The 18,989-nt window shown below is 63.8% G+C and carries 14 protein-coding genes; 7 read left to right on the top strand and 7 right to left on the bottom strand.

All coding sequences use genetic code 11. The features are described from left to right. The first annotated feature begins 90 nt into the window (after positions 1-90). Positions 91-4,185 (top strand): phosphoribosylformylglycinamidine synthase, encoded by a 4,095-nt coding sequence (purL, locus tag F759_RS0104215; protein ID WP_027798751.1) that lies wholly within the window; start codon positions 91-93, stop codon positions 4,183-4,185. Between the two features lie 234 nt (positions 4,186-4,419). Here the strand turns inward: purL and F759_RS0104205 are convergent, their stop codons facing one another. From F759_RS0104205 to F759_RS0104180, 5 genes are all read right to left on the bottom strand, one after another. Beyond that, entirely contained in the window at positions 4,420-5,199 is a 780-nt protein-coding gene (locus tag F759_RS0104205) for a peptidylprolyl isomerase (RefSeq protein WP_027798750.1), read from the bottom strand. Positions 5,200-5,210: 11 nt separating this feature from the next. Further along, positions 5,211-5,522, bottom strand: a complete 312-nt coding sequence (locus tag F759_RS0104200) for a BolA family protein (protein ID WP_027798749.1) — start codon at positions 5,520-5,522, stop codon at positions 5,211-5,213. Position 5,523: 1 nt separating this feature from the next. Next, entirely contained in the window at positions 5,524-6,054 is a 531-nt protein-coding gene (locus F759_RS0104195) for a septation protein A (protein WP_027778365.1), read from the bottom strand. Between the two features lie 402 nt (positions 6,055-6,456). Next, the gene (msrB, locus tag F759_RS0104185; RefSeq protein ID WP_006048959.1) at positions 6,457-6,879 is read right to left on the bottom strand and encodes a peptide-methionine (R)-S-oxide reductase MsrB; all 423 of its coding nucleotides are present in this window, start codon (positions 6,877-6,879) and stop codon (positions 6,457-6,459) included. A 50-nt stretch (positions 6,880-6,929) separates the two neighbouring features. Further along, complete coding sequence (locus F759_RS0104180) at positions 6,930-8,486, bottom strand: protein adenylyltransferase SelO (RefSeq protein WP_027798748.1); 1,557 nt, start codon at positions 8,484-8,486, stop codon at positions 6,930-6,932. Positions 8,487-8,701: 215 nt separating this feature from the next. Here F759_RS0104180 and F759_RS0104175 point away from each other — a divergent pair, with 215 nt between their 5' ends. From F759_RS0104175 to F759_RS0104165, 3 genes are all read left to right on the top strand, one after another. Continuing rightward, positions 8,702-10,387 carry a 3-(methylthio)propionyl-CoA ligase gene (locus F759_RS0104175; protein ID WP_027798747.1) on the top strand — a complete coding sequence of 562 codons (1,686 nt, stop codon included), beginning with the start codon at positions 8,702-8,704 and terminating at the stop codon, positions 10,385-10,387. Positions 10,388-10,573: 186 nt separating this feature from the next. Then, entirely contained in the window at positions 10,574-12,658 is a 2,085-nt protein-coding gene (locus tag F759_RS0104170) for a 3-hydroxyacyl-CoA dehydrogenase NAD-binding domain-containing protein (protein ID WP_027798746.1), read from the top strand. 124 nt (positions 12,659-12,782) lie between these two features. Next, a complete protein-coding gene (locus F759_RS0104165; protein ID WP_027798745.1) occupies positions 12,783-13,961 on the top strand; it encodes an acetyl-CoA C-acyltransferase in 1,179 nt (392 codons plus the stop codon). 48 nt (positions 13,962-14,009) lie between these two features. Here F759_RS0104165 and F759_RS0104160 read toward each other — a convergent pair whose 3' ends face one another. Both F759_RS0104160 and F759_RS0104155 read right to left on the bottom strand, forming a co-directional pair. Next, positions 14,010-14,528 (bottom strand): LEA type 2 family protein, encoded by a 519-nt coding sequence (locus F759_RS0104160; protein ID WP_027798744.1) that lies wholly within the window; start codon positions 14,526-14,528, stop codon positions 14,010-14,012. A gap of 103 nt (positions 14,529-14,631) precedes the next feature. Continuing rightward, the gene (locus tag F759_RS0104155; RefSeq protein ID WP_027798743.1) at positions 14,632-14,988 is read right to left on the bottom strand and encodes a hypothetical protein; all 357 of its coding nucleotides are present in this window, start codon (positions 14,986-14,988) and stop codon (positions 14,632-14,634) included. A gap of 196 nt (positions 14,989-15,184) precedes the next feature. Here F759_RS0104155 and F759_RS0104150 point away from each other — a divergent pair, with 196 nt between their 5' ends. The 3 genes from F759_RS0104150 to F759_RS0104140 all read left to right on the top strand — a co-directional run bounded on the left by F759_RS0104150 (position 15,185) and on the right by F759_RS0104140 (position 18,605). Then, entirely contained in the window at positions 15,185-16,690 is a 1,506-nt protein-coding gene (locus F759_RS0104150; protein WP_027798742.1) for an aminotransferase-like domain-containing protein, read from the top strand. Positions 16,691-16,871: 181 nt separating this feature from the next. Next, positions 16,872-17,357: a PaaI family thioesterase gene (locus F759_RS0104145; protein WP_027798741.1), complete on the top strand. Its 486-nt coding sequence runs from the start codon at positions 16,872-16,874 to the stop codon at positions 17,355-17,357. A 249-nt stretch (positions 17,358-17,606) separates the two neighbouring features. Then, the gene (locus F759_RS0104140) at positions 17,607-18,605 is read left to right on the top strand and encodes an NADP-dependent oxidoreductase (protein ID WP_027798740.1); all 999 of its coding nucleotides are present in this window, start codon (positions 17,607-17,609) and stop codon (positions 18,603-18,605) included. Positions 18,606-18,989 lie beyond the last annotated feature (384 nt).

Genomic DNA, 18,989 nt, shown 5'->3' with positions numbered 1-18,989 from the left:
TCCCGGGGTATAATCCCGGACTTCCTTTCCGCCTCATGTCGCCAGCACGCGCGACTCTTCGGCATCATTGAGCGACGCAACGTCAAGGTTATGGCCCACTTCTCGTGTATCCCCGGCGCTTCGGCCCTTTCCGATTTCCGTCAAACCCGCCTGCTCGAAACGCTTACGCGCATCGACCCGAATATCACGGCCGTGCGCGGGCAATATCTGCACTTCGTCAATGCGCAAACCCCGCTTTCCGCTGAAGACAACGCGAAGATCGAGGCGCTGATGCACTACGGCCATCCGCTCGAAGAAACCAGAGAGCGCGGCGCGGCCGAAACGTTTCTCGTGGTGCCGCGTTTCGGCACCGTGTCGCCGTGGGCCAGCAAGGCAACGGATATCGCGCATCTGTGCGGGCTCACGCAGGTGCGCCGGATCGAGCGCGGCGTCGAGTACACGGTCACGCTGAAAAGCGGGCTGCTCGGCGGTAAGAAGGCACTTTCCGACGAAGCGCGCGAGGCCGTCGTGGCCGCGCTGCACGACCGCATGACCGAAAGCGTCGCGCCGTCGCGCGATCATGCGCTGCATCTGTTCGACGAACTGCCGGCGAAACCGCTGCAAACCGTCGACGTGCTCGGCCAAGGCCGTCGCGCGCTGGAAGCCGCGAACACGGAACTGGGCCTCGCGCTCGCCGACGATGAAATCGACTACCTCGTCGACGCATTCGCGAAACTCGGCCGCAACCCGAGCGACGTCGAACTGATGATGTTCGCGCAGGCCAACAGCGAGCACTGCCGCCACAAGATCTTCAACGCGGACTGGACCATCGACGGCGAGAAGCAGGACATTTCGCTCTTCAACATGATCCGCAATACCGAGAAGCTCAACCCGCAAGGCACGATCGTGGCGTATTCGGACAACTCGGCGATCATGGCGGGCGGCACGGCGGAGCGCTGGTTCCCGCGCACGCCCGCGCAATTGGGCGAGAGCGAACTGCCGGAACATTACCGCCGCAGCGTTGAACTCACGCACACGTTGATGAAGGTCGAGACGCACAACCACCCGACCGCGATTTCGCCGTTCCCGGGCGCCGCGACTGGCGCGGGCGGTGAAATCCGCGACGAAGGCGCCACCGGTCGCGGCGCGCGTCCGAAGGCGGGCCTCGCGGGCTTCACCGTGTCGAACCTCGAATTGCCCGACGGCGTCGAAGCCTGGGAAAACGCGCGCGACGTCGCCGAGCCGCTCGCGCATCGCAATCCGGATCACAAGCACGAAGCTTATGGCCGCCCGGACCGCATCGCTTCGCCGCTGCAAATCATGATCGACGGTCCGCTGGGCGGCGCCGCGTTCAACAACGAATTCGGCCGGCCGAATCTGGGCGGCTATTTCCGCGCTTACGAGCAGAATGTGGCGGGCGTGGTGCGCGGTTATCACAAGCCGATCATGATCGCGGGCGGCATCGGCAATATTTCCGATCAGCACACGCATAAGCTCGACCTGCCGGAAGGCTCGCTGCTGATCCAGATCGGCGGGCCGGGCATGCGCATCGGCATGGGCGGCGGCGCGGCGAGCTCGATGGCGACCGGCACGAATACCGCCGAACTCGACTTCGACTCGGTGCAGCGCGGCAACCCGGAAATCGAGCGGCGTGCGCAGGAAGTCATCAATGCGTGCTGGCAGCTCGGCGACAAGAACCCGATTCTGAGCATTCACGACGTGGGCGCGGGCGGTTTGTCGAACGCGTTTCCGGAAGTGGTCGACGGCGCGGGCAAGGGCGCGCTCTTCGATCTGCGCAAGATCCAGCTGGAGGAGAGCGGCCTGTCGCCGCGCGAAATCTGGTCGAACGAGGCGCAAGAGCGCTACGTGCTCGCCATTGCGCCCGCTGATTTGCCGGCTTTCAAGGCGATGTGTCAGCGTGAGCGCTGCCCGTTCGCGGTGATCGGCACTGCGACCTCCGAGCGTCAGTTGAAACTGATCGACCCTGAACTCAAGGACGACAACGCGCATCAACCGGTCGACATGCCGATGGAAGTGCTGCTCGGCAAGGCGCCGCGTATGCATCGCGACGTCACGCGCGTCGAGCCGAAAGCCCAGCCGGTGGATGTGACCGGTATTGCACTGTCCGAAGTGGCGGTGAGCGTGCTGCGGCATCCGACAGTCGCGAGCAAGTCGTTCCTCATCACGATCGGCGATCGTTCGGTGGGCGGCACGACGGCGCGCGACCAGATGGTCGGGCCGTGGCAGGTGCCGGTCGCCGACGTCGCAATCACGACGATGGACTACGCGGGCTTTCGCGGCGAAGCAATGACGATGGCCGAGCGCACGCCGCTCGCCGTTATCGACGCGCCCGCGTCGGGCCGCATGGCGGTCGGCGAGGCCGTCACGAACATCGCGGCGGCGCCGATTGCATCGCTCGACAAGCTCAAGCTGTCGGCGAACTGGATGGCCGCGTGCGGCTCGCCGGGCGAAGACGCGGCGCTTTACGACACGGTTAAGGCGATCGGCATGGAGTTGTGTCCGGCGCTCGGCATCAGCATTCCGGTCGGCAAGGATTCGCTGTCCATGCGCACCAAGTGGGAAGATCGCGGCGTCGCGAAGGAAGTCGTTGCGCCGGTCTCGCTGATCATCTCGGCTTTCGCGCCGGTCGAAGACGTGCGCCGTCATCTCACGCCGCAACTGCGCCGCGCAAGCGGAACCGATGGCGTGGGCGACTCGGTGCTGATCGCGATCGACCTCGGCCGCGGCAAGCATCGTCTGGGCGGCAGTATCCTCGCGCAAGTCACGCAGCAGATCGGCGATACGGTGCCGGACGTGGATGATCCGGAAGACCTGAAGCGGTTCTTCAACGCGATCCAGTCGCTGAATCAGGACGGCAAGTTGCTCGCCTACCATGACCGCTCCGACGGCGGCCTGTGGGCAACCGTGTGTGAAATGGCGTTCGCAGGTCACGTCGGCGTGTCGTTGAATGTCGACATGCTGGTGCTCGATCCGCATCACGAGTCTGATTACGGCGACGCGAAAGACTGGGCGAAGCAAACGAGCGGCCGCCGCGAGGATCGCACGATCCGCGCGCTCTTCACCGAAGAACTCGGCGCCGTGGTTCAGGTGCGCGCGGCCGACCGCGACGCAGTGCTGGCCGCGTTGCGCGAACATGGCCTGTCGGCGTGCTCGCACGTGATCGGCAAGATCAACGATCGCGACACCATCGAAATTTATCGCGACGCGAAGAAGGTTTATGAGGCGCCGCGCGCCGAACTGCATCGCACGTGGAGCGAGGTGAGCTGGCGCATTTCGCGTCTGCGCGACAACCCGGCCTGCGCCGACGCAGAATACGACGCGCTGCAGGATGCCGCCGATCCGGGCATTACGCCGGTGCTGACTTTCGATCCGGCAGAAGACGTCGCGGCGCCGTACGTCGGCAAAAGCGCGCGTCCGCGTGTGGCGATTCTGCGCGAACAGGGGGTGAACTCGCACCTGGAAACGGCCTATGCGTTCGACCGGGCGGGTTTTGACGCGCATGACGTGCATATGAGCGATCTGCTCGCCGGCCGCGCCGATCTGGCGGATTTCGCGGGCGCGGTTGCATGCGGCGGGTTCTCGTACGGCGATACCCTCGGCGCCGGCGAAGGCTGGGCGAAGGCAATCCGCTTCAACCCGCAACTGGCCGACATGTTCGCAGCGTTCTTCGGCCGCGCGGACACGTTCGCCCTCGGCATCTGCAACGGCTGCCAGATGATGAGCAGCCTCGCGTCGATGATTCCCGGCGCCGAAGCCTGGCCGAAATTCACCCGCAACAAGTCGGAGAAATTCGAGGCGCGTTTCTCGCTGGTGCAGGTCGAGGCATCGCCGTCGATTTTCTTCGCCGGCATGGAAGGCTCGCGCATTCCGGTCGCGGTCGCGCACGGCGAAGGTTATGCGGACTTCTCGCAACAGGGCGATGCGTCGAAGGTGGCGGTGGCGATGCGTTATGTCGATCACCGTGGTCAGGCGACCGAACAGTATCCGTTCAACCCGAACGGATCGCCGGACGGCATCACGTCCGTCACGACGGCGGATGGCCGCTTTACCGTGCTGATGCCGCACACCGAGCGCGTGCATCGCGCGGTGCAGATGAGCTGGCATCCGGAAGGCTGGGGCGAGGGCGGCACGGACGCGAGTCCGTGGATGCGCGTGTTCCAGAACGCACGGCGCTGGCTCGGTTGACGGCATAGTGGAGCAGCGGGGGGGTCCTGCCAGCCAGGCCCACCCGTGGCGGTCCCCGTAGACGTCCCCGTAGACAACTGAGACCGTCGACGCTTTTCTAACGGCATGCGCATACCGGCGCTGCATCCGGCGCATGGCCCTCTCGCCGGCGCGCTGCGCGTCATCAAAAAAGCCCCGTTCAGTCATGAACTGAACGGGGCTCCGTGAACCAGATCGAAGATCGCGAATTGCCGCTTACTGAATCTTCGCGTTCTTCCGCAAACCTTCTTCGAATGCCTGCAGCTTTTCCTGCTGGATCTGCTGCACGATCTGCGGGCGCACCTGTTCGAGCGGCGGCGGGGTGATGCTGCGCACGTCGTCGACACGAATGATGTGCCAGCCGAATTGCGTATGCACCGGCGTGTCCGACATCTGGCCCTTCTGCAGATGCGTGGCCGCGTCCGCGAATTCAGGCACGTAAGCCTTCGGGTCCGACCAGTCCAGATCGCCGCCGTTCTTGCCCGATCCCGGGTCCTTCGAGAATTGCTTGGCCAGCTCCTCGAAGCTTGCGCCGCCCTTGATCTTCGCGATCAGGTCCTTTGCCTGCTGCTCGTTGTCCACGAGGATGTGGTGCAGGTGATATTCCTTGCCGCCCGCGTCCTTGATCAGCGCGTTGTAGCGAGCGGTGACTTCAGCATCGCTCGGCGCATTCTTCTTCACGAAATCTTCGATCAGCGCGCGCAGCACGACCGTTTGCTGAGCGACGGCAATTTGCGCCTTGATGTCCGGACGATTCGGCAGGCCGCGGCGCAGCGCTTCCTGCATCAGAATCTCGCGATTCACGAGCTCTTCGCGCACGGCCATTTGCAGTTGCGGCGTATTTTGCTGGCCTTGATGAACCAGTTGGTCGATCAGCGCGTCGGCGCGTGCTTTTGGAATCGGCGTGCCGTTTACCACGGCGATGTTCTGTGCGAATGCAGGTGCGGCCGCAAACGCAGCCAGCAATACCCAAAGGCGGGTTTTCTTCAAGGTCATCGGAAGTTTTCCTAGCGGGGCAACAAAGCGAATTCTTCGGGCGTGTAAGCCGTGATTGCAAGGGCATGAATGCCGCGCTGCATGGCATCGGCCAGCGCATCATACACCATGCGATGCCGCGCCACGCGGGGCTTGCCGGCGAATGCAGCAGCCACGATCGTGACGCTGAAATGACCGCCGGCGGACGCTCCGGCGTGGCCGGCGTGCTGCGCGCTGTCGTCGGTGATCTGGATCGACGTGATGGGTGCAAGCGCGGCGGTGAGGCGCGCTTCGATCAGCGCGGCGCGCTCGGCGGTGGTGGCGTGCATGAACATATCGCTCATGTCATTCCTCCTTCATGTACTTCGATAGCCACAAGCTCTGTCCGACGATGAACACCACCAGACAGCCTGTCGCGCCGAACAGTTTGAAATTGACCCACTGGTCGGTCGTGTAGTTGTACGCGACGAACAGATTGAGCAGCCCGAGCAGCACGAAAAAAATTGCCCAGATCACGCTCAGCTTGCCCCAGATCGCGTGCGGCAGCGTGATCTGCTTGCCCATCATCGCTTCGATCAGGTTCTTGTTGAAGGCCAGTTGCGACACGATCAGCACCACCGAAAACGCCCAGTACAAAACGGTCGGCTTCCATTTGATGAAGGTGTCGTTGTGCAGCACGAGCGTCGCGCCGCCGAACACGGTGACGACGCCGAGGCTCACCCACAGCATCGGGTCGACTTTGCGGTGGCGAAAGGCCACCCACGCGATCTGCACCAGCGTGGCGACGATCGCCACTGCCGTCGCCGTAAAGATGCCCCACACCTTGAAGGCGACGAAGAACAGGATGATCGGGAACAGATCGAACAGGAATTTCATGTATCTGGACGGGAAGTCGGAGAGTGGGTCAGAGGAACAAGTGCGCGGCGTGAAGCACCCAGGCACCCCGCGGCAGGCAGCAGAACTGGCCGCGGAGCCCGGCGACGCGACCTGCTTGCCTTCGCAGCGCACGCGGAATGGGCGTCCCTATCTGACGGGATAGCCGCGCCGAACGACGGTTCAGCAGCCGATGTTGCAGGTTGCTGTCACGCTGTCACGCGCGTCTGCAAGAGGCTTCTGCCTGCTTCAAGGCGCTTGCCTGTGCCTGCGACACGCTGCCACGAGTTGCTGCCAGTTGCTTCGAGCCTGCTGCCGCGCCGACGCATGCCTGACTTCCGCCGATATCGACCGCAACTCGCCAGGTCACCAGGCACCGGGCGCGACGCCAGGCTCCGCGCTGCGTTACTTGGGCTCGAATTGTAACGCAGCCGAATTGATGCAGTAGCGCAGACCGGTGGGCGCCGGTCCGTCCTCGAACACATGGCCGAGATGCGCGCCGCAGTTCTTGCATTGCACCTCGATGCGCAGCATGCCGTGCGAGCGGTCGGTTTTCTCGGCGATCACTTCGCCGTTGATCGGCTTGAAGTAGCTCGGCCAGCCGCAGCCGGCGTCGAACTTGGTGTCCGATTCGAACAGCGGCGTGCCGCAACAGACGCAATCATAGATGCCGCGGTCCCAGTGATCGTGATAGCGGCCCGTGAACGGGCGCTCGGTCGCGGCGTGGCGCGTCACCTGATATTCGATGTCGGAAAGCTGCTTGCGCCATTCGGCATCGTCTTTCTGCACCGCGGGGGCATCGTGCTTGAGGTCGTCGGGGTTGTTCATGGTCGGTTCCTGTCTCGGGCTTGTAGTGGGAGCGGCTCACAGCTTGCGCGTCACGACGAGCAGCTGACTTCCAGCGAGCTTGCCCAGTCGGGCGGCAACCCGGCATACGCTTCGTGCTCGGGCTGTTCGTCGAACGGATGGCGCAGCACGACGGCCAGACGCTCCAGTTCGGAAAAATCCTTCTCTTTCGCGCGGCGGATTGCCGTTTCCGCCAGATGATTGCGAAGTATGAATTTGGGGTTCACCCGGTTCATTGCAACGGCGCGCGCCGCATCGTCGCGTGTTTCATGGGACAAGCGCGTGCGATACTCGTTCGCCCAGGCGTCGAACGCGGCGCGGTCAAGGAACAGATCGCGCACCGGCGCATCGCCGCTCGCGTCGCGTTTCGACATGCGGGCGAGGTTGCGGAAGGTCAGCGTGAAATCCGCGCGGTTCGCGTGCATCACGTCGAACAGACGGTTGACCAAGGGCGCGTCGCCCTCGCGCTCGGTTTCCAGCCCGAGCTTCGCCGCCATGCGCCGCTCGAGCGCCGGGCCAAAGCGGTCCTTGAAGCCGCCGAGTACGCGCTGCGCATCCTCAATGGCCTTGTCGTTGCGCACGCTGTCCTCGTAGCGTTCGCCGAAGAGCGGCAGCAGTCCTTGCGCGAGACAAAAGAGATTCCAGTACGCGATCTGCGGCTGCATCCGGTACGCATAACGGCCCTGCGAATCGGAGTGATTGCAGATGTAGCCGGCGTCGAAGCCGTCCATGAAACCGAACGGACCATAGTCGATGGTGAGGCCGAGGATCGACATGTTGTCGGTGTTCATCACGCCGTGGCAGAAACCGACGGCCTGCCATTCGACCATCAGATCCGCCGTCGACAACACCGCTTCGTTCAGCAACGCGAGGTAGGGATCGTCGGCTTCGCGGCAATGCGGATAGAAACGCTCGATCACATGATCCGCTAGCGCGCGCAGCGCGTCGGTGCGATCGTTCGAATAAAAGTGCTCGAAGTGGCCGAAGCGCACGAAGCTCGGCGCGACGCGCGTGACGACGGCGGCGGTTTCGATCTCCTCGCGCCGCACCGGCTGGTCGGAGCCGATCACGCACAACGCGCGCGTGGTCGGAATGCCGAGGTGATGCATCGCCTCGGAACACAGGAATTCGCGAATCGACGAGCGCAGCACCGCGCGGCCGTCGCCCATGCGCGAATAGGGCGTGCGTCCAGCGCCTTTCAGTTGCAATTCGAAACGTTTGCCCTCGTGTTCGACTTCGCCGAGTCCGAGCGCGCGGCCATCGCCCAACTGGCCCGCCCACACGCCGAACTGATGCCCCGAATACACGGATGCATAAGGCAGCGCCTCTCCCGGCCACTCGCGCGTGGCATTGCCCGAAAACAGTTCGGCGAATGCCGGATCTTTTTCGAGTCCCGGCTCCAAACCGAGCAGCGCGGCTGTCTCGGAGGAAAACCCGACGAGATACGGTGCGCTCAACGGCGTGGCCGGCAAACGCGTGACAAACGTGCTGCCAAGCCGCGCAAACGCGCTTTCAGGCGAGGTGACAAGAGTTTCGGAAAGTGCCGCCAAAGGCCCGGACAGGCCTGCAATGCTTGGGGAAAACGACATGTTGAGCGCCTCACTATTAACCGATATTGTAAGTCCGCACCCGCGGCGCTGCTGGTGGGCCGGCAGTTGGCGTCAACGTCGCTGTGCGGGGCGGATGCGTCGACTCGCCTGTCGATTGCTCCAGCAATTTCACTGCCGCACGGGTTTATGGCGAACGGCGCTTCCGGATCCGCACCCCTAAAAAGCAAAAGGCCAGGAGACGATTCTTTATGACGATGACGACGCCGCTGCTTGGCCAGATGATGGATGTGCCGCTCACCGTGTCATCGCTGCTCGCGCATGCCGCACGGCATTTCGGCAGCACCGAGATCGTGTCGCGGCGTATCGAAGGCGACGTTCATCGCTACACGTATCGCGATTGCGAACAGCGCGCGAAGCAGCTCGCGCAGGCGCTGATTGCGCTCGGCGTTCGCTCCGGCGAGCGTGTCGCGACGCTCGCGTGGAACGGCTACCGGCATCTCGAAACCTATTACGGCACCACCGGCTTCGGCGCCGTGTGTCACACGATCAACCCGCGCCTCTTTCCGGATCAGATCGCGTACATCATCAATCATGCCGACGATGCGTACGTGCTGTTCGATATCACGTTCGCGCCGCTCGTCGATGTGCTCGCGCCTCAATGTCCAAAAGTGCGCGGCTGGATCGCCCTCGCCGACGAAGCGCATCTGCCGGCGATGCAAACACCGGCGTTGAGCTACGAGACGCTCGTGAACGCGCAGGACGGCGACTTCGAATGGCCACCCATCGACGAACGTCAGGCGTCGTATCTCTGCTATACGTCGGGCACTACCGGCAATCCGAAAGGCGCGCTGTACTCGCATCGCTCGACGGTGCTGCATGCGTTCGGCGCATCCTTGCCGGACGCAATGAGCTTGTCCGCGCGCGATTCGGTGCTGCCCGTCGTGCCGATGTTTCATGTCAACGCGTGGGGCATTCCGCACGCCGCGCCGCTCACCGGAGCAAAGCTCGTGTTCCCCGGCAAGGACCTCGACGGCAAATCGCTGTTCGAACTGATGGAACGCGAACGCGTCACGTATTCGGCCGGCGTGCCGACGGTCTGGCTCGGCTTGCTCAACTATTTGCGCGATGCCGGCGTGCGCTTTTCGTCGCTGGAGCGCACGGTGATCGGCGGCTCCGCGTGTCCGCCCGCAATGCTGCGCACGTTCGAGGACGATTACGGCGTGCAGGTGATTCACGCGTGGGGCATGACCGAAATGTCGCCGCTCGGCACGCTGTCGAAGCTGACCTGGGAGCAATCGCAGCGACCCCTGGCCGAGCAGCGCAAGTCGCTCGAAAAACAGGGACATGCGCTTTACGGCGTCGATATGAAGATCGTCGGCGAAAATGGTAAGGAGTTGCCGTGGGACGGCGTCGCGTTCGGCGATCTGTATGTGCGTGGACCCTGGGTGATCGACCGGTATTTCCGCAAGGACGACTCGCCGCTCGTGGACGGCTGGTTCCCGACCGGCGACGTTGCGACTATCGACGGCGACGGTTTCCTGCAGATCACGGACCGCTCGAAAGACGTGATCAAGTCCGGCGGCGAGTGGATCAGTTCGATCGACGTCGAGAACGTTGCGATTGCGCATCCGGCGGTGGCCGAGGCCGCGTGCATTGCTTGTGCGCATCCGAAGTGGACGGAGCGCCCGCTGCTGGTCGTGGTCAAACGCGCGGGCCTCGACGTAACGCGCGAAGAACTGCTCGCGTTCTACAACGGCAAGGTCGCCCGATGGTGGATCCCCGACGACGTCGTGTTCGTCGACGAACTGCCGCATACGGCCACCGGCAAGCTGCAAAAACTGAAGCTGCGGGAAATCTTCCGCGATCATGTTCTGCCGTCGGCGCTCGAAGACCGGATGCACGAAGGAGACTGCCCGCTTGCCAGGGGAAACCCCGCCTGACGATAAATTGAACGAGCGTGCTTTTTTGTGTATTCTGCCTGCTGACACCGGAACGGCCGACCTGAAGCTGGAGACGAAGGTTGGAGCACGTGAGTCGGACGATACGCCGGCTCGGCGAACCGGACGGGCGGCGCGCGCTGCGCCGCCTTATCTCATGGATGCGATGCATCGCACGGAGGCAGGCAGATGGCAGTGGACTACACAACCCATGACGGCGTGGCCGTCATCACGCTGAACAATCCTCCCGTCAACGGCCTCGGGCTGTCGACGCGGGCAGGGATCGTGGAAGGCATCGAGCGCGCGCAGAAGGATCCGGCCATCAAGGCCATCGTGCTGACGGGCGCGGGCAAGGCCTTTTCGGGCGGCGCCGACATCACCGAATTCAATACGCCGAAAGCCACCCAGGAGCCGACGCTCGCCACCGTCATCAAGACCGTGGAAAGCAGCGCGAAGCCGGTGGTCGCGGCCATTCACAGCGTTGCGATGGGCGGCGGCCTCGAACTCGCGCTCGGCGCTCACTATCGCATCGCCACGCCTGGCGCGCAGATCGCGTTGCCGGAAGTGAAGCTCGGGATTCTGCCGGGCGCGGGCGGCACCCAGCGGCTGCCGCGTGCAATCGGCCTTGAAGCCGCGCTCAACATGATCGTTTCGGGCGCGCCTGTTATGTCGGAGAAACTGTCCGGCTCGGGCCTCTTCGACGAACTGGCAGAAGGCGATCTCGCCGAAGCGGCGCTCGCGTTCGCTCGCAAGGTCGGCGCAAAAGAAGGCCCGCATCCAAAGGTGCGCGAGCGCAAGATCGAGCATCCGAATGCCGAGGGTTTCATTCAGTTCGCGCGCAATAGCGTCGCCACCGTCGCGAAGAATTTCCCCGCGCCGCTGAAATGCATCGACGCAGTCGAAGCCGGCGTGAAAAACGGCTTCGACAAGGGCCTCGCGTTCGAGCGAGAATGTTTTGTCGCGCTCGTGCAAACGCCCGAGAGCCGCGCGCTGCGTCACGCGTTCTTCGGCGAACGCGCGGCGAGCAAGATTCCCGACGTGCCCGCCGATACGCCGGTGCGCGAGATTCGCCAGGTCGCCGTGATCGGCGCGGGCACGATGGGCGGTGGGATCGCGATGAACTTCATCAACGCGGGCATTCCGGTCACGCTGCTCGAAACGAAACAGGAAGCGCTCGACCGCGGCCTCGCCACGATCCGCAAGAACTACGAAGCGAGCGTGAAGAAGGGCAAGCTCAAGCCCGAAGCACTAGAAGAACGCATGGCGCTGATCGTGCCCACGCTTTCCTACGACGACCTGAAGAACGCCGACCTCATCGTTGAAGCGGTGTTCGAGGAACTCGGCGTCAAGGAGCAGGTGTTCAAGCGTCTCGACGAAGTCGCGAAATCCGGTGCAATCCTCGCATCGAACACGTCGACACTCGATGTGGACAAGATCGCCGCCTTCACGAAGCGTCCGCAAGACGTGGTCGGCATGCACTTCTTCAGCCCGGCCAACGTGATGAAGCTGCTCGAAGTCGTGCGCGGCAAGGAGACTGCGAAAGACGTGCTCGCCACCGTCATGAAGCTCGCGAAGAAGATCAAAAAGACCGCGGTGGTGTCGGGCGTATGCGACGGCTTTATCGGCAACCGGATGATCGAGCAGTACATTCGCCAGGCGCTCTTCATGCTGGAAGAGGGTGCATTGCCCGCGCAAGTCGATCGCGCAATCGAAAAGTTCGGCTTCGCGATGGGCCCGTTCCGCATGAGCGATCTGGCCGGCAACGACATCGGCTGGGCGATACGCAAGCGCCGCTATCAGGAATATCCGGAGATGCATTACTCGAAGATTGCAGACCGTCTGTGCGAGACGGGGCGCTTCGGCCAGAAGACCGGCGCGGGCTGGTACGACTACAAGGCGGGCGACCGTACCGCGTATCCGTCGAAACTGGTCGACGAGATGATCGTCGCTCACTCTGAGAAAACCGGCACGAGGCGCCGCACAATCGGCGACGACGAAATCGTCGAGCGTCTCGTGTTCGCGCTCGTGAATGAAGGCGCGAAGATTCTGGAAGAAGGAATTGCGTCGAAAGCGTCGGACATCGACATGGTCTATCTGACCGGCTACGGCTTTCCGGTCTATCGCGGCGGCCCGATGCTGTACGCGGACACTGTCGGCCTCTACAACGTCGAGCGCGCGATTCGCCGCTACGCATCGCAGCCGAATGGCGACGCGTGGCAACTCGCGCCGAGCATTGCCGAACTCGCGGCCCAGGGCCGGGGCTTTAACGGCTGACGCCGCGCGCACGGCGCACGCCGCTCGCACGAACCAGAGGTGGCGCGCGCGATTGCCGTGCGGCGGCGGTATCGCTCGCATCGACGCAAGCGCCACCATCGACATTGACACGCAGGAGATTCGCATGACTGACGCCGTAATCGTATCGACCGCCCGAACGGGGCTCGCCAAATCGTGGCGTGGCGGTTTCAACATGACGCATGGGGCAACGCTCGGCGGCCACGTGACGCAGGCCGCTGTGGATCGCGCGAAGCTGGACCCGGCGCGCGTGGAGGACGTGATCATGGGTTGCGCCAATCCCGAAGGCGCGACCGGCATGAACATCGCGCGGCAAATCGCGCTGCGCGCCGGTTTGCCGGTCAGCGTGCCGGGCATGACGGTGAATCGTTTCTGTTCATCGGGATTGCAAACCATTGCGCTTGCCGCGCAACGCGTGATTGCCGGCGAGGGCGACGTCTTCGTGGCGGGCGGCGTCGAATCCATCTCGTGCGTGCAGAACGAGATGAACCAGCACATGATGACCGAGGGCTGGCTTAGCAAGAACAAGCCGGAAATCTACTGGTCGATGTTGCAGACCGCCGAGCATGTCGCGAAACGCTATTCGATTTCCAAAGAACGGCAGGACGAATACGGCGTGCGCTCGCAGCAGCGCGCCGCGGCCGCGCTGGAAGCCGGCAAGTTCAAGGACGAGATCGTGCCGTTGACGGTGCTCGCGGGCGTCGCCGACAAAGCGACCGGGCGGCTGTACACGAAAGAAGTGACCGTTAGCGGCGACGAGGGCATTCGCGCTGACACGACGCTCGAAGGCGTGTCCAGAATCCGCACTGCGCTGCCGGGCGGCGTCATCACGGCGGGCAACGCGAGCCAGTTCTCGGACGGCGCGTCGGCGTGCGTGGTGATGAACGCCAAGGTCGCGGAGCGCGAAGGGCTGCAGCCGCTCGGCATTTTTCGCGGCTTCGCGGTGGCCGGCTGCGAGCCGGATGAGATGGGCATCGGACCGGTTTTCGCGGTGCCTAAACTGCTCAAGCAGGCGGGCCTGAAAGTCGAGGACATCGACCTGTGGGAATTGAACGAAGCGTTTGCCGTGCAGGTGCTGTATTGCGCCGACAAGCTCGGCATTCCGCACGACCGTTTGAACGTGAACGGTGGCGCGATCGCGGTCGGTCATCCGTATGGCGTGTCGGGCGCGCGGCTCACCGGGCATGCGCTGATCGAAGGCAAGCGGCGCGGCGCGAAGCTGGTTGTGGTGACGATGTGTATCGGGGGCGGGCAGGGCGCCGCGGGGCTGTTCGAAGTCGCGTGAGCGCGTAGTCACGCCGTCACGGGATCACGGGATCACGGCATCACGGCATCACGGCAGGGCCATGCCGGCCGCGGGCAGGCTCAGCGATCCCTGATCGACGAACCGCGTCGTGCCGGTCAGGCCGCCCGCGAGCTTGCCGCGCAAAATGTACGGAATTTGTCCCGACTGCGCGGTGCTCCCCTGCATCGCGCCGGCGAACGCGAAAGCCTGGCGCACGGCGGCGAAGGCGGGCACCGTCAACGGCACATTGACCACTGTTTCGCCAAAGCGCGGCACGGTGCCGCTCTGATCGCTGACACCGCTTGCGAACGGCTTGCCGTTCAGATCGAGATCGAGCGACACGCCGTTAAAGCTGACTGTCGATTCGTTCGGATTCTGCACGCGCAGCTTCACGTTGAAGCGCATCTCAAGACCTTGGCTTTCGATCGGTTCGATGCCGGCCACGCTCACGCGCAGCGGGTCGCCGCCGAACAATCCGGCACATCCGTTGAGCGTGAGCGCGAGAACGGCCCATAACGCGCCCACGCGGCACAGACGCGCGCTGAACAGCATGCGGACGAAGGACATGACCGGACCTCGGAGAGCGGATGGGGTCATGCATTGTAGCTGGCGATGCCTGGCGCGCGGCGCGCTCGTATGCAGCATCTGCTGCGACCTTTCATGCAGCAGATCAGGCCGCGCGCCGCAGCCTGGTCTTGAGAAACCTGGCGAACTGAAGCGCGGCGCGACTTGTCAAGGTGCTGCCTTTGTCCTCAGCAAGCGACGGTTGCACGAGGAAGGTCGCAGCCGGCGCATGCGCCGCGCTGATCGATACGATGCCGCGTTGCCGCGCCACGAAACACTGGCCTTCGTGCAATGTGATCGACGTCAACGGAACGGCATCGCCGAGCCACGCGAGCGAATGATCGCGGAACGCCAGTTGTAGATCGCCTTGAATGGCGAGAACGGAGCTTCGCGCCCGCAAGTCGCGCAGCGCGACTTGACCGACGGCGACGCATGACAAATTGGTGTTCACGCGAGCTGACATGACCGTTTCCTTGAGACCGTTTGCATGCCATCCAGCATATTGAGCCGGTGCCCGTGAAAACAGTCGCAGTCATCCACAATCTGAACCGGTACAAGGCAGCAGTTTGGCGCGCTGTATCGGTCGAAATGGCGCGGATGTGTATCTGTCGCGGCGCACCGACTGTGCGCACCATCCGCTCATGAACCAGTCCACGCAAATGCCAACGCCAACGCTCACGCATCTCCACCCCGCGGACGATCCTTTGGCGAGCCAGCCGCTCTACCGCCAACTGGCCAGCCACTACCGCCGCGCGATCCGCAACGGCGTGCTGCGTCCCGGCGAGCGCATGCCGTCGATGCGCGCGTTCATGCAGCGTCACGGCGTAAGTCTCGCGACGGCGACCGAAAGCTACCGCGTGCTCGAACGTGAAGCGCTGATCGAGGCGCAGCCGCGCGCCGGCTACTTCGTGCGCGCCTCGCAAGGCGCTGCGTTACCCGCCGCCTCTGAACCCGACCTCGCGACCCTGCCGCAGCCCGCGCAGTTCGTCGGCATTCACTCGGCGATATCGGCGATCGTCTCGCAATATCAGCGCTATCCGGACGCATTCAATCTCGGCGGCGCGACCGCTGTGCCGGAGCTCTATCCGACCGACGCGTTGCAAAAAGCCGCGCTGCGCGCATTGCGCCGGCGGCCCACGTTGCTGACCGCGGTTGGACCGGATCAGGGCGATCCGGCGTTGCGTGCGATCATCGCGCGCCGCGCGCTCGACGCGGGCATTCAGATCGGCGCGGACGATATCATCATGACGCACGGCGGCATTGAGGCGGTCAACCTTGCGTTGCGAGCGGTGACGCAACCGGGCGACACCGTGGCCGTCGAATCGCCGTGTTTCTTCGGCTTGTTGCAAGCGCTGGAAAGCCTTGGGCTGCGCGCGCTCGAAATCCCGGCAAGCCCGAGCAGCGGGCTCGCCATCGAGGCGCTCGACTTCGCGTTGCAAACGCATCCCGGCATCAAGGCCGTGGTGGTCGTGCCAAATCTTCAGAACCCGCTCGGCAGCGTGATGCCCGATTCGCACAAGGCGAGACTCGTCGAACTGTGCGCACGAGCCGGCATCGCGCTGATCGAAGACGACCCGTATCGCGAACTCGTCGACAACGCGCAGCCGCTGCGCTCGCTGAAGGCCTGGGACACCGACGGCACCGTGATCCACTGCACGTCGTTCAACAAGACGCTCGCGCCCGGCATGCGGATCGGCTGGATCAACGGCGGCCGCTGGCATCCGCGTATCGGTATGCTGAAGTTTGCGCAGTCGCGTCATAACGAGCAGTTGTCGCAAGTCGTGCTCGCGGAGTTTCTGGGGACGAACGCGTATGAGCGGCATTTGCGTCGTTTGCGCGATCGTTTGAGGTTGCAGCGTGAGCGGATGTCGGCGGCAATCGGCGCGTCGTTTCCCGAGGGCACGCGTTTTACGCCGCCCGCCGGCGGCATGTTCTTCTGGATCGAGTTGCCGCATGCGGTGTCGTCGGCGGCGTTGTTCGATGCCGCTTTGGAAGGGGGCATTCGCGTGATGCCGGGCACCGTGTTTTCAAACGCGGGCCGCTTCGATCGGTTCATTCGCCTCAGTTGTCCGAGCGCGGATCTCGATCTCGCCGATGAAGCCGTGCTCAGGCTCGGCCGGCTTGCGACAGCCATAGCCGCGCGGGCGGCGACGCAAGCGGCGTGAATGCGTCGCGGTTGACAGGCCGATGCCTCGCTCGTCACCGCGCGGCGCCATAGCGGGTATCATTTCTTCTCTTTCGGCGCGGTGCGTCGCCGCCTGAATGCCGCTGCATTGCTCATTCATTGCCATTCAGTGAAGGTGGCGCGCCGCCCTCATGTCAAGACAAGCAAATCTGAAAGCCGCTATGACCGATTCATCTTCATCCACCGCGGGCGGCGCGTCGTTGCCCGAGAGCCCGTTCGTCGACCGGCTCGGCGCGCAGCTCGTGTCGGCGGCGGACGGCGTCAGCGAAGTCGTGCTGCCCTTGCTGCCCGAGCATATGAACACGTGGGATGTCGCGCATGGCGGCGTGACGATGACGCTCGCCGACGTCGCGCTCGCAATGGCCGCGCGCAGCCTCGCGGGCGACGGCGTCGGCGTGGTCACCGTCGAAATGAAGGTCAACTTCATGCAGCCCGGCCGCGGCGAACTGCGCGCGACTGGCCGCGTGCTGCACCGCTCGACCACGATGGCCTATTGCGAAGGCGAGGTCCGCGACAGTGAAGGGCACTTCGTCGCCAAGGCGCTCGGCACGTTCAAATACATGCGCCGTCTCGCCGTGGGCCGCGACGTGACGCGCCAGCGCTTGCGCAGCGACCCGTCGGCGAAACCCGGTCCTAGCGACGGTTAAGCACCTGCGCACGCGTGCAGGCAAACGGCCATTGCGGCTGCACGGTCGGAGTGCGGATCGAGCGCACGAGTCGCTGCATTGCCAGAGGAATATGAAGCCGGCAACATGCAGTCGGCTGCCGGCGGTCCGCAACATGCAACCGGCTGCCGGCGGTCGGCAACATGCAACCGGCTAGTCACAGTCGGCAAGTCACAGTCGGCAAGTCACAGTCGGCTAGTCACAATCAGCCAAACCAAGGAGACGATCGTCATGCCACAGATCAACCGTCAGTTCGTGCTCGCTTCGCGTCCGCAAGGCGCCGTTACGCCTGAGAACTTCCGCCTCGTCGAGACGCCGCTTGCTCCGCTTGCCGATGGAGAAGTGCGCGTGCGTAATCACTATCTGTCGCTCGATCCGTACATGCGCGGCCGTATGAACGACAGCAAGTCGTATGCACCGCCGCAGCCGCTCGACGAAGTGATGATCGGCGGCACGGTCGGCGAGGTGATCGAGTCGAAGAATGCAAACTTCGCGGTCGGCGACAAGGTCGTCGCCATGTTCGGCTGGCAGGAATACGGTACGTCGAACGGCGCGGGCGTACAGAGAGTCGACGACACGCATGTGCCGCTATCCGCCTATCTCGGACCGGTCGGCATGCCGGGCGTAACCGCGTGGTACGGACTGAACCGGATCATCGCGCCGAAGGCCGGCGAGACCGTCGTTGTCAGCGCGGCGAGCGGGGCGGTGGGCAGCGTGGTCGGTCAGTTGGCGAAAGAGGCGGGCGCGCGCGCGGTGGGTATCGGGGGCGGTCCGCAAAAGTGCCGTTATGTGGTGGAGACGCTCGGCTTTGACGCCTGCATCGACTATAAGGCCGGCAACCTGTATCAGGATCTGAAGGCGGCGACGCCGGATGGTATCGACGGTTGCTTCGAGAACGTCGGCGGCGAAGTGCTCGACGCGACGCTCGCGCGCATGAACCCGTGGGGCCGCATCGCAGTTTGCGGGTTTATTGCGGGCTACGACGGCAAGCCGGTGCCGCTCAAGCACCCGTCGCTGATTCTGACGCAGCGCCTGCTCGTGCAGGGCTTTATCGTGACCGAGCATATGGATGTCTGGCCGCAAGCGCTCAAGCAGCTTGGCACATTGGTCGCGCAGAAAAAGCTGCACTATCGCGAAAGCATTGCGCAAGGGCTCGATGCCGCGCCCGAGGCGTTTATTGGCTTGCTGAAGGGGAAGAACTTCGGCAAGCAGCTTGTCAAGCTCATCTGATCTGATCTGATCTGATCTGATCTGATCTGATCTGATCGCGGCGGCGAAGGGAGCGCACCGAGCCGCCTGACAAGTGGGTCGACGGGCGGCCGAATGAGCCGTCAACAAGCGGCCGGATAGGGGGCCACAAGCGGTCCAATAAGCAGCCGGATAAGAGGGCCAACAAGCGGTCCAATAAGCAGCCGGATAAGAGGGCCAACAAGCGGTCCAACAAGCAGCAGGATAAGAGGGCCAACAAGCGGTCCAGCAAGCAGTCGGGTAAGACGGCCAACAGGCAGCCAACAAGCGGTCGGAAAAGCGACCGAAAAAGGCGCGGTCAACAAACTGCCCGGCAAGCGGCGTAAGAGGCCTTCAAGCGAGCTACCCATGCAGCCGCAGATGCAC

Origin of the sequence: Paraburkholderia dilworthii (assembly GCF_000472525.1) — a bacterium.
Classification (GTDB): Bacteria; Pseudomonadota; Gammaproteobacteria; order Burkholderiales; family Burkholderiaceae; genus Paraburkholderia; species Paraburkholderia dilworthii.
This window is presented reverse-complemented; position numbering and strand designations above follow the sequence as displayed.

Coding starts and splice junctions, on each gene's coding strand:
- purL (WP_027798751.1), top strand. CDS start 91: ATGGCCCACTTCTCGTGTATCCCCGGCGCTTCGGCCCTTTCCGATTTC.
- F759_RS0104205 (WP_027798750.1), bottom strand. CDS start 5,199: ATGACCTTGAAGAAAACCCGCCTTTGGGTATTGCTGGCTGCGTTTGCG.
- F759_RS0104200 (WP_027798749.1), bottom strand. CDS start 5,522: ATGAGCGATATGTTCATGCACGCCACCACCGCCGAGCGCGCCGCGCTG.
- F759_RS0104195 (WP_027778365.1), bottom strand. CDS start 6,054: ATGAAATTCCTGTTCGATCTGTTCCCGATCATCCTGTTCTTCGTCGCC.
- msrB (WP_006048959.1), bottom strand. CDS start 6,879: ATGAACAACCCCGACGACCTCAAGCACGATGCCCCCGCGGTGCAGAAA.
- F759_RS0104180 (WP_027798748.1), bottom strand. CDS start 8,486: ATGTCGTTTTCCCCAAGCATTGCAGGCCTGTCCGGGCCTTTGGCGGCA.
- F759_RS0104175 (WP_027798747.1), top strand. CDS start 8,702: ATGACGACGCCGCTGCTTGGCCAGATGATGGATGTGCCGCTCACCGTG.
- F759_RS0104170 (WP_027798746.1), top strand. CDS start 10,574: ATGGCAGTGGACTACACAACCCATGACGGCGTGGCCGTCATCACGCTG.
- F759_RS0104165 (WP_027798745.1), top strand. CDS start 12,783: ATGACTGACGCCGTAATCGTATCGACCGCCCGAACGGGGCTCGCCAAA.
- F759_RS0104160 (WP_027798744.1), bottom strand. CDS start 14,528: ATGTCCTTCGTCCGCATGCTGTTCAGCGCGCGTCTGTGCCGCGTGGGC.
- F759_RS0104155 (WP_027798743.1), bottom strand. CDS start 14,988: ATGTCAGCTCGCGTGAACACCAATTTGTCATGCGTCGCCGTCGGTCAA.
- F759_RS0104150 (WP_027798742.1), top strand. CDS start 15,185: ATGCCAACGCCAACGCTCACGCATCTCCACCCCGCGGACGATCCTTTG.
- F759_RS0104145 (WP_027798741.1), top strand. CDS start 16,872: ATGACCGATTCATCTTCATCCACCGCGGGCGGCGCGTCGTTGCCCGAG.
- F759_RS0104140 (WP_027798740.1), top strand. CDS start 17,607: ATGCCACAGATCAACCGTCAGTTCGTGCTCGCTTCGCGTCCGCAAGGC.